Consider the following 14,660-nt stretch of genomic DNA (forward strand, 5'->3'; position numbering starts at 1 on the left):
CAGCCCGCCCGCCGCCTTCCAGCCACCGCTCTGATGCGTGTACTTGTACTGATCCCGGGCGGCATGGCAGACCAGCTGCAGGCCGTTCCGGCGGTGGCCGCCGTCGCCAACCATCTCCATGCCCAGGTGCAGGTTGCCTGCACCGCTGGGGTGGCTGCGGCCTGGAAGCTGGTACCGGCCGTGGAGAAAGTGCTTGGCTACGGCTTCGATCAGGGGGTGAGCCTGGCCGACTGGGCCAACCTGCTGGGTGGGGTGCGCGAGCCCGATTTCCAGGTCTGCCTGAATCTGGGCAGCGGCTGGCCGATCGATCTGATGCTGTCCCTCGGCCACATCCCCACCCGGATCGCCACCGGTGGCTTCTCAGCCACCACCACCGTCAGTCGCCAACCGGGTTGGCCAAACCAGACGCTCGAGGCCTGGCTGCGACCGATCGGTGTGCCCCTCGATGCGGCCGGCTACCGCCTCAGCCTGCCCAAAGCCGACCTGGAGAAGGCGGTTGCTGCCACGCCGGCAGGCGATGGCCCGCTGCTGCTGCTGGCCCCTGACCCCCAGCCCACCGTGGCGGAACCCGACTGGCCGGCCCAGCGCTGGCAGGAGCTGCCGGAGGCTATCCGGACCCGGCTCCCCCAGCTGCGCGTGCAGCAGGCCCGCCGTGATGGCAGCCCGCTCGAGCGGGCTGCCCAGGTGGCCGCCGCCGACGTGGTGCTCAGCCACGACCCGATCACCACCGAACTGGCCCTGCTCAGCGGCACCCCCCTGGTGGCCCTGGGTCGCAGTGGCGACAGCCTGCCCGTCAGAGCGGGTGTACAAGGACTCGGTCTGGCATCATCCCTGCACGAGCTCGATGTTGCTGACGTCCTGCAGGCACTTGGCCTGGGCTAAGCGTCCACTCTTCAACCCCGGCCCCTCGGATGCCTCCACTCACCAGGCGCCGACGCCCCAGGCCTCCCTCCTCCCGGATCCGACAACCCTGGCGAACCCCCCTGATCGCCCTGGTGGCCCTGGTGAATTTCTCGGCAGCGGGTTACCGCTTCACCGAGGGCTGGGACTGGGGCGACTGCTACTGGATGGTGCTGGTGATCCTCACCACCCTGGGCTGGAGCGACGGCACCACCCAGCCCCTCTCGGGGGCCGGCCGTGTGGTGACCACCCTCTCGATCGCCGGGGGGTTGGTGGTGGTGCAGATGACGATCCAGGGCCTGCTTGGGCTCACCGATTCCGGCTACTTCCGCCGGATGCGCGAACTCCGCTTCCGCCGCTGGCTTCTCACGATGAATGACCATGTGATTCTCTGCGGCTATGGCCGCATCGGCCGGGAGATCGCCGATCAGATCACCGCCGAGGGCGTGCCGCTGCTGGTGGTGGAGATGGATCAGAGCCGCAAGGATGCCGCCGAGGAGAGCGGCCTTCCCGTGCTTCAGGCCGATGCCACCCTCGATGAAACCCTGGTGGAAGCCGGCATTCACCACTGCCGCAGCCTGGTGGCCGCTCTGCCCAGCAACGCCGCCAATCTCTATGTGGTGCTCAGTGCCCGGGGCATTGCCCCCCGCTGCCGCCTGATCGCCCGCTCCGACAGCGATGAGGCTGCGCGCAAACTGCGGCTGGCCGGCGCCGATCAGGTGGTGAGTCCCTACGTGGCCGGCGGGCGCAGCATGGCAGCAACTGCCCTGCGGCCCCTGGCGGTGCAGTTCATGGACCTGCTGGCGGGATCGGAGTGCGAGGTGGAGGAGTTTCAGATCAGCAACAACGGCCAGCTGCTGGGGGATCTCAACGGGCGCACCCTGGCCGAGCTGGAACTGCGCAAGCGCACCGGTGCCCTGGTGCTGGCCGTGCGCATGCCCGCTCCGAAGGCGACCAACCAATCGGTTTACCGCGGCATCACCAACACTCCGCCCCCCCCGAAGCTGATTGCCAACCCCAATGGCGATGTGAGGCTGTTGCCGGGCCAGTTGCTGGTGGTGATGGGCAGCAAGGAGGAACTCCAGCGCTTCGCCCAGCTGCTGGGCCCCGCCGTGGAGGGGGTCGAAGCGATGACCAACTGAGTGCGGCCATGGGGCGCATACGATCACTGCCTCCTTGCTGCCTTGCCGATGAGCGGATCCGCTGTTGCCCCACTCACGGGCCAGGTGGCTCTCGTCACCGGAGCCAGCCGCGGCATCGGACGGGCCATCGCCCTTGAGCTGGCCGCCAGCGGAGCGGAGGTGGTGGTGAACTTTGCCGCTTCCGCCGACGCCGCCGATGCGGTGGTGGCGGCCATCAACGCCGCCGGCGGCCGGGCCTGGAGTCACCGCGCCGATGTCTCCCAGGAGGCGGAGGTGGAAGCCATGGTCAAGCAGGTGCTGGAGCGCAGCGGCCGACTCGACGTGCTGGTGAACAACGCCGGCATCACCCGTGACGGACTGTTGATGCGCATGAAGACCGCCGACTGGCAGAGCGTGATCGACCTCAACCTCGGCGGCGTCTTCTTCTGCACCCGAGCCGTCTGCCGCACCATGCTCAAGGCCCGCAGCGGCCGGATCATCAACATCACGTCGGTGGTGGGGCTGATGGGCAACCCCGGGCAGGCCAACTACAGCGCCGCCAAGGCAGGGGTGATCGGCTTCACCCGCAGCACTGCCGCCGAGCTGGCCAGCCGTGGGGTCACCGTCAACGCCGTGGCCCCCGGCTTCATCGCCTCAGACATGACCAAGGACCTGGACGTGGAGCGGATCCAGGCGGCCATTCCCCTGGGCCGACTCGGTCAGCCCGAGGACGTGGCCGGTGTGGTGCGCTTTCTGGCCGCCGATCCAGCCGCTGCCTACATGACCGGCCAGGTGCTGCAGGTGGATGGAGGCCTGGTGATGCGCTGAGGCCCGATCACGACTGGATCGGCTGCCCCAGCTCCTCCCGCAAGCGGCGGATTCGCTGCAGCAGCCGCAGCCGGCGGCTGCGGGCCGTGATTGTGAGAAAGAGCCGCAGGGGCACGTAAACCAGAGCCATCGCCAGCCCAAGGCCGGCGATGACAAGGAACACCATCAGACTGGCCCCCGAGACCGTGTCGATCGCGGGGTCGGTGAGCGCATCGGCCACCGAGGCCGATAGGCTGGCGCGCAGGTTCTCCTCCATAGCAGGACCCTATCGAGAGATGGAGCCGGCCGCAGCGCCCGGGTGGGCGCGCGATTCGGCTTTCCCCACCCGCAGGCTCCTGACTGGTCCACAGCCGCTGTGGGACGCTGATTCCATCTGGGTACGGAGGCCGTACCCAATTCCGCCAGGGAGGTAGCACCACCCCGGCGTCAGCCCTTCTCCACCTCCTCCACGACCGATGGCCAAGCTGATCAGTTTTTCCGACGCCTCCAGGGGCTCGCTCGAGCGGGGGGTGAACGCCTTGGCGAATGCCGTACGGGTCACGATCGGACCGAAGGGCCGCAACGTGGTGCTGGAGAAGTCCTTCGGGGCACCCGACATCGTCAATGACGGGGTGACGATCGCCAAGGAAATCAGCCTGGAGGATCCATTCGAGAACGTGGGAGCCAGGCTGATGCAGCAGGTGGCCTCCAAGACCAAGGATCAGGCGGGCGATGGCACCACCACCGCCACAGTGCTGGCCCAGGCACTGGTTCACGAGGGACTGCGCAATGTGGCCGCCGGCGCCAACCCGGTGGGGCTTCGCCGCGGAATGGAGCGGGCCGCCGCCCGGGTGGTGGATGGCATCGCCGCCCTCTCCCAGCCCGTGGCCGGCGATGCCATCCGTCAGGTGGCCACAGTCAGCTCCGGCGGAGACGAGGAAGTGGGCCGGATGGTGGCCGAGGCCATGGACACAGTGAGCACCGACGGGGTGATCACCGTGGAGGAATCCCGCTCCCTCTCCACAGAGCTGGAGGTAACCGAGGGCATGGCCTTTGATCGGGGCTATTCCTCCCCCTACTTCGTCACCGATGGCGACCGCCAGGTGTGCGAGTACGACAACGCCCTGCTGCTGGTGACAGATCGCAAGATCAACAGCATCAATGATCTGGTACCGGTGCTGGAGGCCGTTTCCCGGGCCGGTTCCCCCCTCGTGATCCTGGCCGAGGATGTGGAGGGCGAGGCTCTCGCAACCCTGGTGGTGAACAAGAATCGTGGGGTGCTGCAGGTGGCGGCCGTGCGCGCGCCAGGATTCGGCGACCGCCGCAAGGCCATGCTCCAGGACATCGCCATCCTCACAGGCGCCACCCTGATCAGCGAGGACCGGGCCATGACCCTCGAGAAGGTGGCCCTGGCTGATCTCGGCCGCATGCGCAGGATCACGATCAGCAAGGACACCACCACGATCGTGGGCACCGAGGACCACAGCGCCGCCGTGGCCGATCGCGTGGCCTCGATCCGCCGTGAACTGGAGGCCACCGAATCCGAGTACGACCGCGAGAAGCTGAACGAACGCCTGGCCAAGCTGGCTGGCGGTGTGGCCGTCATCAAGGTGGGCGCCCCCACCGAAACCGAGCTGCGCAACCGCAAGCTGCGCATCGAAGACGCCCTCAACGCCACCCGCGCTGCGGTGGAGGAGGGAATCGTGGCGGGCGGTGGATCCACGCTTCTGCAACTGGCCAGCGAACTCGACTCGCTGATCGCCGACCTGAGCGGAGATGAGCGCACCGGCGCTGAGATCGTGCAGCGTTCCCTACCGGCCCCAGCCCGTCAGATCGCCGAGAATGCCGGCGCCAACGGCTCGGTGGTGGTGGCAGAAGCCCAGCGCCTGGGCAAGGGCTACAACGCCATGACCGGCACCTACGACGACATGGTGGCCGTCGGCATCCTTGATGCCGCCAAGGTGGTGCGCCTTGCCCTGCAGGACGCCGTTTCGATCGCCGCGATGCTGATCACCACCGAAGTCGTGATCACTGACAAACCGGAACCGCCGGCCCCCGCCGGTGGCGGTATGGACGGCATGGGAGGAATGGGCGGTATGGGAGGAATGGGTGGCATGGGCGGCATGGGCATGCCCGGCATGATGTGAGCCTTCCCGCGGGCCGCTTGCTTCAGCGGCCCGCGTCCATCCGCCCCACGTAGGCGCCCACCTGCAGATCCACCCCAGTGATTGCGGTGCCAACGACCACGGCGTCCGCTCCTTTTTCCAGAGCTCTGATGGCCTGATCTGCCGAAGCGATTCCCCCTTCGCAGATCAGGGCAGTTTCAGGGGGCAACTGCCGGCGCAAAAGCGGCAGCAACTCCCAGGCCGGGGGGCGAAGTTCGGCTGTGGCCTCGGTGTAGCCCAGCAGGGTGGTGCCCACCCACTGGCAGCCGAGAGCAGCAGCTCGCAGGCCGTTCTCGAGGCTGTCGACATCGGCCATCAGCGGGACCTTCAGATCGCGTTGGGTCCGCTCGATCAGGCTCGCCAGTACCTCCCCCGCCGGGCGATGCCTGGCGGTGGCATCGATCGCCACGATGTCGGCCCCCGCGGCCCACACCGCACGCATCTCCTCCCAGCCAGGCGTGATGTACACGGAGCTGTCGGGGTAGACCTGCTTCCATAGACCCACGATCAGGGCCCCGGGGCAGCGCTTTCTCACGGCGCCGATGTGCTCCGGGCTCTCGAGGCGAACCCCGAACGCACCATTGGCCAGGCTGGCCTCCGCCATCGCGGCGATCACCGAGGGATCACGCATCGGCGACCCTTGAGGGGCCTGGACTGAGACAATCAGGCGGCCGTTCAGCGCTCCACGAAGCAGCCTTGAATCAACGATCACAGTCCTCAGGAGGCCTGACGTTGGTCGTCCTGCTCCAGAGCGTCCGGCAGCCACGAACGCAGCGAGTCGAGGGCGGGATGGCTGGGAGCGGGCGCGGTCGATCCGGGCGCCGGCCGGTTTGACCGAGCGCCACGGCCGGCCGAACTGTTGCGTTCGCCACGCAACCGCCCCTGGTCCTGCCTGGTGGGCTGAGGAGGCTGCTGCAGAGCGAAGGGTGGTGGAGCAATCGGGCCCCGAGGAGCTGGCGGCTGGACCGGAAAAGCGTCGAAGAATGGATGGGGAGGAGCAGAGACATCAGGAGCGGCCTGGTAGTCGCCCATCAGGGGCGCCTCAGCCGATGCCGCCGCAGGTTTCACGGGTTTGTAGGCCGCCTCATCGTCGTTGCCGAAGGTGCTTGCCACCTCTTCGACGCAGTCCTTGAGCAAGCCACGCAGACGGGAGAAGGGATTGCGACGAGGCTCAGCAACCTTCTCGGGAGCCGACTCAGCCGGAGTGGAAGCAGCCGGAGTGGAAGCCGTCGGCATCGGGGTGGCTTCGGCTGAAAGCTCCTCCTTGAATGGAACCAGGGGTTCAGCCTGGAGTTCAGCCTGAACTTCATTCTTGAACTGAGCCTCCAGCGGCGGGAAGGCCTCCAATTGCAGCTCTTCGGGCAGGACTGCGGCCATCACTGGCGGGACGATCGGGGGGGCCAGTGGCCTTTCCGCCAACTCCGACTGCATCGCGAAGATGGCCTGGACGTTGAAGCTGGGCAGGGGTTCGAGTCCGGGAATCGGGCCGAAGGCCTCGGCCAGGGGCGGCAGCGGCTCTGGGGCCGAAGCGGCAGCCGGCTCAAGACCAGCTGGCTCAACAGCGACGGGCTCAAAGGCAGCAGGTTCAACTACCCCCACATCCAGTTGGATCACTTCAGGCTGAACAGCCTCGCCGTCGCCAATGGCTGCAGCAGCAGGCTCCAGCTCAGGCGCAGGCTGCTGGTCAAGGCTGGCAGGCACCAGCCACTCCGCGGGCAGCGGGACGGAGTCCTCATCGACAGAAAGAGTGAGCAACGGCTGCGTCGCCGAGGAGATCGCGACTTCCTCCACTAGCTGGGACCCATGGAGAGCCTCCGTGACAACTGCAGCCGGGGTTGGGCGCACCAGTTGTTCGCGCCACCAGAGTCGGGCAGTTTCATCAAGCGCCTGGTCCTGGATCAATCTCTCCAGCGCCTCAACCCCATGGCGGTGAGCCCAGCGCAGGGAGTGGGCCGCGAGCAAGGCACCGTCTCTTTGCTCCAGAGCCTCGCGCAGGTCCTGAGAAGAGAGCCTTGTGCTGACCTGGGACATGGCGTCTGCTGCAAGGAGGGAATCGGTGGTGGACACGGGTTGACTCAACTGAGTTTGCGATCCAAAACAGGACGGATCAGGAGAAAGAGGCCGATGGCAAGAGCGGCGAGTATGCCCAGACAGGCGAGACCTGTGAGATCCCCGTAGGGGGCTTCCAGGACTACCGCCTGAAGAGAAAAGCTGCCTGCGTAGGCAGCGCGTATGGGTTCAATTGCGAAGGTAAGTGGATTCAGGGCCGCAAGCCAGCCCAGCCAGGTGGGCATGAAGGAAATCGGAGCCAGCGCGGTGCTGGCGAACAGCAGGGGCAAGTTGGCCACGAAGATCACCGCGATCAATTCGATGTGACCCGGCAGGGTGAAGGCCAGCCCCAGGCTGAGGGCCGTCACGGCAAACACCAGCAGCAGCAGGGTCACCAGCACCAGCAGCAGGCCAGCGCCGCCCGGCCAGCCGTAACCCAGCAGGGAGGCTGTGACCATGATCGCCAGGCTCTGAACCAGGCTGAGGCTGGTGATGTAAAGCACCGAGGCCAACACGATCGAACTGCGGGAGCGCAGCGGCGCCACCAGAAGCCGGTTGAGGAAGCCGAATTCCCGGTCGAACATCACCGGCAGGCCGGCGTTGAGAGCCGCACTGAAGGCGGTGAAGACGATCACCCCAGCCCCCAGGAAGCGGCCATAGCTCATGCCATCCGGCAGCAGACCTTCCGGAGCCTTGGCGAAGAGCGCCCCGAACAGCACCAGCCAGATCAGCGGCTGCAGCACCCCCGCCACCAGGGTGGAGGGGCGTCGGGCCAGCTGCAGGAACAACCGGCGGGTGAGGGCCAGGGTCTCCTGGCTGAGGTCAGCGAAGGCGGAACGCTGGGCCGGACCCTGATCGGGCAGGGCGGCGTTGAGCGTCAGGGGCGAAGCGCTGGTCATGGCCGGGGGACGGAAGAAGCGGGCGGTCGGGAGATCGGGCAGGACATGGTGGGAAGTAACTCAGCGCATGGCCTGCTTGCGCTCGGCCTTGGGATCACGGTTGCCGACCACCTCCAGTTCGGCATCCATCAACGTACGGCCGGTGGCCTGGAGGTAGACGTCATCGAGGCTGGGACGGCTCTGGGAGAGTGAGAACACGGAAAGCTGGGCCTCACTCAGTTGGCGGCGCAGTTGCTCGATCACGGCCTCCCCATCCACCACCAGGTTGAGGGAATGTCCCTGGGCACGGTTGACCACCACCTGGCGCACGCCCGGGCAGCCCTGCAGCACCTGCTGCACCCGGGCCGACTCCGACTCATCACTGAATTCGCGCACCCGCAGGGTGACGCGATCGCCTCCAAGAGCACGCTTGAGCTCGCTGGGGCTGCCCTCGGCAATCACCCGGCCCCCGTCAAGGATCGCCAGCCGATCGGCGAGGGCATCGATCTCCTCCAGGTAATGGCTGCTGAGCAGAACCGTGGTTCCGGCGTCGCGCAGCTGCCGCAACACCTGCCAGATCACCGCACGGCTCTCGATATCCAGTCCCACGGTGGGTTCATCCAGCACCAGCACCGAGGGCTGATGCAGCAGGCCGCTGGCCAGATCAAGGCGGCGACGCATGCCACCGGAGTAGGTGCCGCAGCGACGGTCGATCCAGCCCGCCATACCCAGAAGCTGAATCAGATCGTCGATGCGCTGGCGCAGATGGGGCGCAGCCAGGTGGTACAGAGCGCCTTGCAGGAGCAGCATCTCCCGTCCGGTGAGAATCTTGTCGATAGCCACCTCCTGGGCCACGTAGCCCAGTCGCTCGCGCACCTGGCGAGGCTGCTGAAGGGCATCGATACCAGCCACACGGACCCCACCGGTATCTGGGGCCAGCAGGGTGCAGAGGATGCGCAGGGCGGTGGTCTTGCCGGCCCCGTTTGGTCCAAGCAGGCCATAGAGGCTGCCGGCAGGAACATGAAGGCTGAGGCCATCAAGGGCCACGACCGGCCCGTACGCCTTGCTGATCTGATCCAGATGGATCATGGCTTCTGGCTGTACTGCTGACACACCGGCCCGGCCAATTGAAGCTTGCAATCTAGAAAGCGGGGGAGGGGAGGTTGAGCGCAGCCAGCAATTTCCCGGTCTGGAGGCTGAAGGTTTCAGCTCCGGGCAGCCGGGCCAGCAGCAGCAGGAGGCAGATGCCGAATAGATAAAGGATCGACCAGCGGAACAGTCCCCGGGCCGGGGCGACCTCATCGGGATTGAGGCCCAGGGTGTGGGCCATCTGCAGCAAGCGGGCATTGAAGGGGATCACCAGCAGGCCGTAGAGCCAGCCGCCGGTGGGGAGTGCGAGCACCCCCAGCAGGCTCACCAGCACTGTGGCGCGGGCGTAATGGCCGATCGCCGCCGCGGTCACCTCGGTCCCTTTGACCACCGGCAGCATGGGAATCCCGACCGAGCGGTAGTCCTCCTTGAGCAGGAGGGCCAGCGCCCAGAAATGGGCCGGGGTCCAGAGCATCACCAGGCCGAACAGCCACCAGCCGCCCAGGCCCACATGGCCGGTGGCCGCGGCAGCGCCCACCAGGGGGGGGATCGCTCCGGCCACCCCACCGATAACGATGTTCTGGGTGGTGCGGGGCTTGAGCAGGGCGGTGTAGAGCAGCACGTAGCTGCACAGGCCCAGCAGGGAAAGCCCCGCAGCCAGACAATTCACGCCGCTCACCAGCAGCAGGGCAGCCGCGCACGTGAGGGAGACCGCCACGGCGAAGGCGGTGCCGGCCGAAAGCCGGCCTGAAGGCAGGGCACGGCCGCTGGTGCGCACCATGCGCCCATCAAGCTCCTGCTCCCAGAGGCAATTGAGAACCCCGGCGGCCGCAGAGGCCAGGGCGCCACCGCCGAGGGTGCAGGCCAGCCGCGGTGCCGTCATCGGCCAGCCCTCGGAGAGGGCCATTCCCCCCAGGGTGGTGGCCAGCAGCAGGGGGATCAGTCTGGGTTTGGCGATTTCGAGCCAGGGTGGCAAGCGCACCTTGGAGCGGGAAGGGACTACCTGGTCGCGGCTGCTGAGCTGGGGGCTGAGGCTGGTGGCGCTAACCATGGCAGGACTCGAGACGGGGGTTCTGGGGCTGGACGGAGGTGATTGCCTCGGAGGAGGAGATCGGCCGGTGGCGCATCGCCAGAGCGCTGAGCACCGCCACCAGCAGGGCGGCGGTGAGCTGGTGGGTCACCGTGACCAACGGCACCGCCAGGGAGAGGCGAAGCGTGAGCACCCCAAGGGCGATCTGCAGGCAAACCAGCAGCAGCGCGGCGAGGGCATAGGGGCCTTGTCGACTCCGTTTCCGGCTGACCAGCAGATGGGCAGCCGCCAGCACCAGGACAGAGGCCGCCACGGGGGTAGCCAATTGACGGTGCAGGGCCAGCCAGCCGCAGGCCACACCTGAGGTCAGGCAGCTGCCCGAAGCCCATTGGGTGGCCATCAGGGCACCGCTGACCGCCTGGATGAAAACGGCCAGAGCGGTGATGGCGGAGGCAAGCCACCAACCGTTGCGCCCTAGCCAGGCCAGAGGCGAAGTAACGATCGGCTCTGCAACCAGAGCCCGCCCAGCGGCTGGCCGGGAATTCGGCGAAAGGGCCAGAAGGTCAGGATCAGCCAGTCCCTGGTGGATGGCACTCACCAGGGCCACCAGCACGAGCGCGGTGGAAAGGTGGGCAGTCACCACATCGAAACGGAGAAGCTGGGTGACAGTGAGCGCCCCGAGCAACCCCTGAACCGCCACAAGGCCAAGAGCGGCTGCGCTGGCAGCGATCAGCCAGACCGGACGCCTGCCGGCGGGCCGCCTGAGCACAACCACCTGGAGGGCCACCAGAGCCAGCCCGACAAGAAAGGCATCCAGCCGGTGAAACCACTCCAGGAAGACCTGAAGGTTCATCTGGCGGCCCGGCAGGAAGGTCCCATAACAAAGTGGCCAGTCCGGACAGGCCAGGCCGGCTTCCATAACCCTGGTGGCTCCACCGATGCCCACCAAGGCGATCAGCGCCACCACCAGATGGGAAGTCAGGAGAGTGGTGAGACGGGCGGATCGCATTGGCGAAAGCTAGCGATCACGGTTGGTGCTGCCGTCCGGTTGTGGGGAAGCACTCACGTGCTCGGGCAGGGCCCATCAGCAACGACTCGCCATCATGTGCTGAGTTCCTCACAGGTTTCCAACGCACACCGAAGGCCTGCGGACAGCCCCGAGCGCCACGCCGACGATCCCCATATGGTGGAGCGAGCTTTGTTCCAGTCGTGCCGATCCCCTCTGCCATTCTCAGCCTTGTTCTGGGAATGGCCCTTGTGCTCACTGGCCTCTGGATTGGCCAGAACGTTGAACTGCTGCCAGTAGCAGCCAGCTTGAATGCGCCGATTTACGACCAGCTGTTCAAGGTGCTTTTCAGCATTGGCAGCATCCTGTTCATCGGAATTTTTGGACTTCTGTTATTCAGCTTGATCCGCTTCCGCCGCCGCGACGGTGAGACTGGAGATGGCGCAGCCGTCGAGGGAAATCTGCAGCTGGAGATTTTCTGGACCGCAATTCCAGCGATCGTGGTGCTGTTCGTTGGCATTTACAGCTACGACATCTACGACCGCATGGGTGGCATGGTTCCCCTCAGCGATCCCCACTCCATGCATGGCGCGGCAATGGCGCCGCAGGCGAGCGATGGCAGCGCCGGAGCCGTGATCCAGGCCTCCGTTCTCGGCACTCCCCCTGAGCCTTCCAAACGGATCTGGGGTGGTATCGGATCCGGCCAGATCTCGGCTGGGCCAGCTCTCCCAGTCGAAGTGACCGCACTCCAGTTCGCCTTCCTGTTCCATTACCCGCAGGGCGACATAACCAGCGGCGAGCTGCATGTTCAGAAGGGTCAGCCTGTGGAGTTACGCATGGAGGCCCGCGATGTCATCCATGCCTTCTGGGTGCCCGAGTTTCGTCTCAAGCAGGACATCATCCCCGGACAGCCGACCCTGCTTACCTTCACCCCGATCAAGGCCGGCAGTTATCCGATCATCTGCGCCGAGCTCTGCGGCCCGTACCACGGCGGCATGCGCTCCACAGTGGTGGTGCATGAGCCCGACGAGTTCGCAACCTGGTTCGAGAAGAACAACACCGCCACCGTGGCCATCGCTCCCAGCACCAGCTCCACCGGCTGATCGGCCATCCAGCAGCTCAGTTTTCCCCCACCGCTTCGCCGCTCGCCCCCATGACCATCGCTTTTCCGCCGCAGACCAGTTCGTCGCCGCCTGGGCTTCAGCCCGAGGGTTGGCTGCGTTATCTCAGCTTCAGCCTTGATCACAAGGTGATCGGCCTGCAATATATGGTGGCAGGCTTCTTCTTCTATCTGGTCGGCGGAGCACTGGCCGGGATGATCCGGGTTGAGCTGGTGAGCCCGATCTCGGATTTCATCAGCAGGGAAACCTACAACGAGGTGCTGACCCTCCACGGCACGGTGATGATCTTTCTCTGGATCGTGCCGGTGGTGAACGGTGCTTTCGGAAACTACCTGATTCCCTTTTATGTCGGTGCCCGCGACATGGCTTTCCCGCGGCTCAATGCCGTGGCCTTCTGGCTGATTCCCCCGGCAGGTTTCCTGCTGATCGCCAGTTACTTCATTGCCGGTGCGGCCCAGTCAGGCTGGACGGCCTACCCACCCCTCAGCCTGACCACTCCCGCGGCGGGTCAGGTGGTCTGGATTCTGAGCGTGCTGCTGCTGGGGGGCAGCTCCATCTTCGGTGGAATCAACTTCATCGCCACGGTCCTGAAGATGCGCAGGCCAGGTCTGAAGTTGATGCAGCTGCCGATGTACTGCTGGGCCATGCTCGGCACCAGCATTCTGGTGGTGCTCTCCACCCCGGTTCTTGCAGGCACTCTGGTGCTGCTCAGCTTCGACATCATTGCCCACACAGGTTTCTTCAATCCTGCCTTGGGCGGCAATGCGGTGGTCTACCAGCACCTGTTCTGGTTTTACTCCCACCCTGCCGTCTACATCATGGTGCTGCCGGCCTTCGGGCTGGTGAGTGAGATCCTGCCGGTACACGCCCGCAAACCCCTGTTCGGTTACACCACCATGGTGTACTCGATTCTGGGCATCGTGTTCCTGGGGCTGATCGTCTGGGCCCACCACATGTTCACCAGCGCCACACCGCCCTGGATGCGCCTGTTCTTCACGATTGCCACCGCCTTCATCGCCGTGCCCACCGGCATCAAATTCTTCAACTGGCTAGCGACCCTCTGGGGAGGCAAGATCGCCCTGAACAGCGCGATGCTGTTCTCTTGCGCCTTCATTATTCACTTTGTCTTTGGAGGCATCACCGGCGTGGCCCTGGCCCAGGTGCCCTTTGATATCCACGTTCACGACACATACTTCGTCGTAGGGCATTTCCACTATGTGGTGTACGGCGGAACGGTGTTTGTGATCTTCGGATCTATTTACCACTGGTTCCCGAAATTCACCGGCCGGATGCTGAATGAAGATCTCGGCCGGTTCCACTTTCTGATCACCTTCATCGGTTTCAACCTCTGCTTTGCTCCCCAGCACTGGCTCGGCCTCAACGGCATGCCCCGTCGCGTCGCCGAATATGATCCCCAGTTCACACTGATGAATCAAATCAGCAGTGTCGGCGCTCTGCTGATGGCGGTGAGCACCCTGCCGTTTCTGATCAACGTGTTCTGGAGTGCCTTCTCAGGCCGTGTAGCCGGCGACAACCCCTGGAACGCCCTCACACCTGAGTGGCTCACCAGCTCGCCGCCACCGGTGGAAAACTGGAAAGGGGAAGCCCCTTTGGTGCAGCACCCCTACGGCTATGGGGTTACGCCTGGCCAGATAGATCTCGGAGCCGCTACCGGCCGCGAGATCTGGTCCAGCGGCCAATGATCAGGTCATGGCCTGGCCGTCGCGACGACTGCAGGCCCAGCCTTACGTCCAGCCATCCCTGATTTCCTCCTTCATCGCCAGGAGCACCCATGACAGCCTTCTCCCCCAGCTCTGATCAATCTCCCTCCAACACCCTCGCCCCGCCACTGCGTGAGGGATCGGCGCCCATGGCCCAGGTTGCGACCGAGAACGGCCATCCTGACCACCGCATGTTCGGCCTGGCCACATTCCTGGTGGCCGACGGCATGACCTTCGCAGGCTTCTTCGCCGCCTACCTGACCTTCCGGGCCGTGAATCCACTGCCAGCCGGTGCGGTCTACGAGCTTGAGCTGATCCTCCCCACGATCAATACCGTGCTGCTGGTTTTAAGCAGCTTCACCTTTCACCGCGCCGCCAAGGAACTGCGCCACGATCAGCTCGGGGCCTGCCGCCTCTGGTTGCTGATCACAGCGGGGCTGGGTCTGGCTTTCCTCGGAGGCCAGATGGTGGAGTACTTTTCACTGCCCTTCGGCCTCACCGACAATCTCTATGCCAGCACCTTCTACGCCCTGACTGGATTCCACGGTCTGCACGTATCGCTGGGGGCTCTGATGATTCTGATCGTGTGGTGGCAAGCCCGCACCCCCGGACGATTCACGGCCGATCATCACTTCGGCGTAGAAGCCGCCGAGCTCTACTGGCACTTCGTCGATGGAATCTGGTTAGTTCTTTACGGCATTCTCTACCTGCTTTGAAGGGCCCCTTGCCGAATCTGCATCCCCCTGGCCACAATCGGAGCTAGGACTGTCAAA

The 14,660-nt window shown here is 65.4% G+C and carries 14 protein-coding genes; 7 read left to right on the plus strand and 7 right to left on the minus strand.

The window, feature by feature from the left end:
* The first annotated feature begins 33 nt into the window (after positions 1-33).
* From KBY93_RS04290 to fabG, 3 genes are read left to right on the plus strand one after another with little or no spacing between them, the layout of a single operon-like run.
* Complete coding sequence (locus tag KBY93_RS04290; RefSeq protein WP_255093008.1) at positions 34-882, plus strand: glycosyltransferase family 9 protein; 849 nt, start codon at positions 34-36, stop codon at positions 880-882.
* Positions 883-911: 29 nt separating this feature from the next.
* A complete protein-coding gene (locus KBY93_RS04295; protein ID WP_255093009.1) occupies positions 912-2,042 on the plus strand; it encodes a TrkA family potassium uptake protein in 1,131 nt (376 codons plus the stop codon).
* 48 nt (positions 2,043-2,090) lie between these two features.
* Positions 2,091-2,849 (plus strand): 3-oxoacyl-[acyl-carrier-protein] reductase, encoded by a 759-nt coding sequence (gene fabG / locus KBY93_RS04300; protein ID WP_255093011.1) that lies wholly within the window; start codon positions 2,091-2,093, stop codon positions 2,847-2,849.
* 7 nt (positions 2,850-2,856) lie between these two features.
* Here the strand turns inward: fabG and KBY93_RS04305 are convergent, their stop codons facing one another.
* Positions 2,857-3,105 (minus strand): hypothetical protein, encoded by a 249-nt coding sequence (locus KBY93_RS04305; protein ID WP_006170298.1) that lies wholly within the window; start codon positions 3,103-3,105, stop codon positions 2,857-2,859.
* A 199-nt stretch (positions 3,106-3,304) separates the two neighbouring features.
* Between KBY93_RS04305 and groL the strand changes: the two genes are divergently transcribed.
* On the plus strand, positions 3,305-4,975 hold the full coding sequence (gene groL, locus KBY93_RS04310) for a chaperonin GroEL (RefSeq protein WP_255093012.1): 1,671 nt from the start codon (positions 3,305-3,307) through the stop codon (positions 4,973-4,975).
* 22 nt (positions 4,976-4,997) lie between these two features.
* On the opposite strand, the gene KBY93_RS04315 is transcribed toward groL, so the two are convergent.
* Genes KBY93_RS04315 through KBY93_RS04340 form a run of 6 tightly spaced genes read right to left on the minus strand, consistent with a single transcriptional unit; the run spans position 4,998 to position 11,048 of the window.
* On the minus strand, positions 4,998-5,702 hold the full coding sequence (locus KBY93_RS04315) for an N-acetylmannosamine-6-phosphate 2-epimerase (RefSeq protein ID WP_255093058.1): 705 nt from the start codon (positions 5,700-5,702) through the stop codon (positions 4,998-5,000).
* An 8-nt stretch (positions 5,703-5,710) separates the two neighbouring features.
* Positions 5,711-7,024: a hypothetical protein gene (locus KBY93_RS04320; protein ID WP_255093013.1), complete on the minus strand. Its 1,314-nt coding sequence runs from the start codon at positions 7,022-7,024 to the stop codon at positions 5,711-5,713.
* A 44-nt stretch (positions 7,025-7,068) separates the two neighbouring features.
* Positions 7,069-7,941 carry an ABC transporter permease gene (locus tag KBY93_RS04325; protein WP_255093014.1) on the minus strand — a complete coding sequence of 291 codons (873 nt, stop codon included), beginning with the start codon at positions 7,939-7,941 and terminating at the stop codon, positions 7,069-7,071.
* Positions 7,942-8,001: 60 nt separating this feature from the next.
* Positions 8,002-9,009: an ATP-binding cassette domain-containing protein gene (locus KBY93_RS04330; RefSeq protein ID WP_255093015.1), complete on the minus strand. Its 1,008-nt coding sequence runs from the start codon at positions 9,007-9,009 to the stop codon at positions 8,002-8,004.
* Between the two features lie 52 nt (positions 9,010-9,061).
* A complete protein-coding gene (locus KBY93_RS04335; RefSeq protein WP_255093016.1) occupies positions 9,062-10,060 on the minus strand; it encodes a heme o synthase in 999 nt (332 codons plus the stop codon).
* Positions 10,053-11,048 carry a heme A synthase gene (locus tag KBY93_RS04340; RefSeq protein ID WP_255093017.1) on the minus strand — a complete coding sequence of 332 codons (996 nt, stop codon included), beginning with the start codon at positions 11,046-11,048 and terminating at the stop codon, positions 10,053-10,055. The genes KBY93_RS04335 and KBY93_RS04340 overlap by 8 nt, the downstream gene beginning before the upstream one ends.
* A gap of 200 nt (positions 11,049-11,248) precedes the next feature.
* On the opposite strand from KBY93_RS04340, the gene KBY93_RS04345 reads away from it, so the two are divergent.
* From KBY93_RS04345 to KBY93_RS04355, 3 genes are all read left to right on the plus strand, one after another.
* Positions 11,249-12,148, plus strand: a complete 900-nt coding sequence (locus KBY93_RS04345; RefSeq protein WP_255093018.1) for a cytochrome c oxidase subunit II — start codon at positions 11,249-11,251, stop codon at positions 12,146-12,148.
* 50 nt (positions 12,149-12,198) lie between these two features.
* A complete protein-coding gene (gene ctaD / locus KBY93_RS04350) occupies positions 12,199-13,869 on the plus strand; it encodes a cytochrome c oxidase subunit I (protein WP_255093019.1) in 1,671 nt (556 codons plus the stop codon).
* A gap of 167 nt (positions 13,870-14,036) precedes the next feature.
* On the plus strand, positions 14,037-14,603 hold the full coding sequence (locus KBY93_RS04355) for a cytochrome c oxidase subunit 3 (protein ID WP_255093020.1): 567 nt from the start codon (positions 14,037-14,039) through the stop codon (positions 14,601-14,603).
* Positions 14,604-14,660: the final 57 nt, after the last annotated feature.

The organism is Synechococcus sp. J7-Johnson (assembly GCF_024345795.1).
Lineage (GTDB): Bacteria > Cyanobacteriota > Cyanobacteriia > PCC-6307 > Cyanobiaceae > Regnicoccus_A.

What these genes read in the sequence shown, in the direction of transcription:
- KBY93_RS04305 (WP_006170298.1), bottom strand. Translation starts at nt 3,105, where the DNA reads ATGGAGGAGAACCTGCGCGCCAGCCTATCGGCCTCGGTGGCCGATGCG.
- KBY93_RS04295 (WP_255093009.1), top strand. Translation starts at nt 912, where the DNA reads ATGCCTCCACTCACCAGGCGCCGACGCCCCAGGCCTCCCTCCTCCCGG.
- groL (WP_255093012.1), top strand. Translation starts at nt 3,305, where the DNA reads ATGGCCAAGCTGATCAGTTTTTCCGACGCCTCCAGGGGCTCGCTCGAG.
- KBY93_RS04325 (WP_255093014.1), bottom strand. Translation starts at nt 7,941, where the DNA reads ATGACCAGCGCTTCGCCCCTGACGCTCAACGCCGCCCTGCCCGATCAG.
- fabG (WP_255093011.1), top strand. Translation starts at nt 2,091, where the DNA reads ATGAGCGGATCCGCTGTTGCCCCACTCACGGGCCAGGTGGCTCTCGTC.
- KBY93_RS04330 (WP_255093015.1), bottom strand. Translation starts at nt 9,009, where the DNA reads ATGATCCATCTGGATCAGATCAGCAAGGCGTACGGGCCGGTCGTGGCC.
- KBY93_RS04355 (WP_255093020.1), top strand. Translation starts at nt 14,037, where the DNA reads ATGGCCCAGGTTGCGACCGAGAACGGCCATCCTGACCACCGCATGTTC.
- KBY93_RS04320 (WP_255093013.1), bottom strand. Translation starts at nt 7,024, where the DNA reads ATGTCCCAGGTCAGCACAAGGCTCTCTTCTCAGGACCTGCGCGAGGCT.
- ctaD (WP_255093019.1), top strand. Translation starts at nt 12,199, where the DNA reads ATGACCATCGCTTTTCCGCCGCAGACCAGTTCGTCGCCGCCTGGGCTT.
- KBY93_RS04335 (WP_255093016.1), bottom strand. Translation starts at nt 10,060, where the DNA reads ATGGTTAGCGCCACCAGCCTCAGCCCCCAGCTCAGCAGCCGCGACCAG.
- KBY93_RS04340 (WP_255093017.1), bottom strand. Translation starts at nt 11,048, where the DNA reads ATGCGATCCGCCCGTCTCACCACTCTCCTGACTTCCCATCTGGTGGTG.
- KBY93_RS04290 (WP_255093008.1), top strand. Translation starts at nt 34, where the DNA reads ATGCGTGTACTTGTACTGATCCCGGGCGGCATGGCAGACCAGCTGCAG.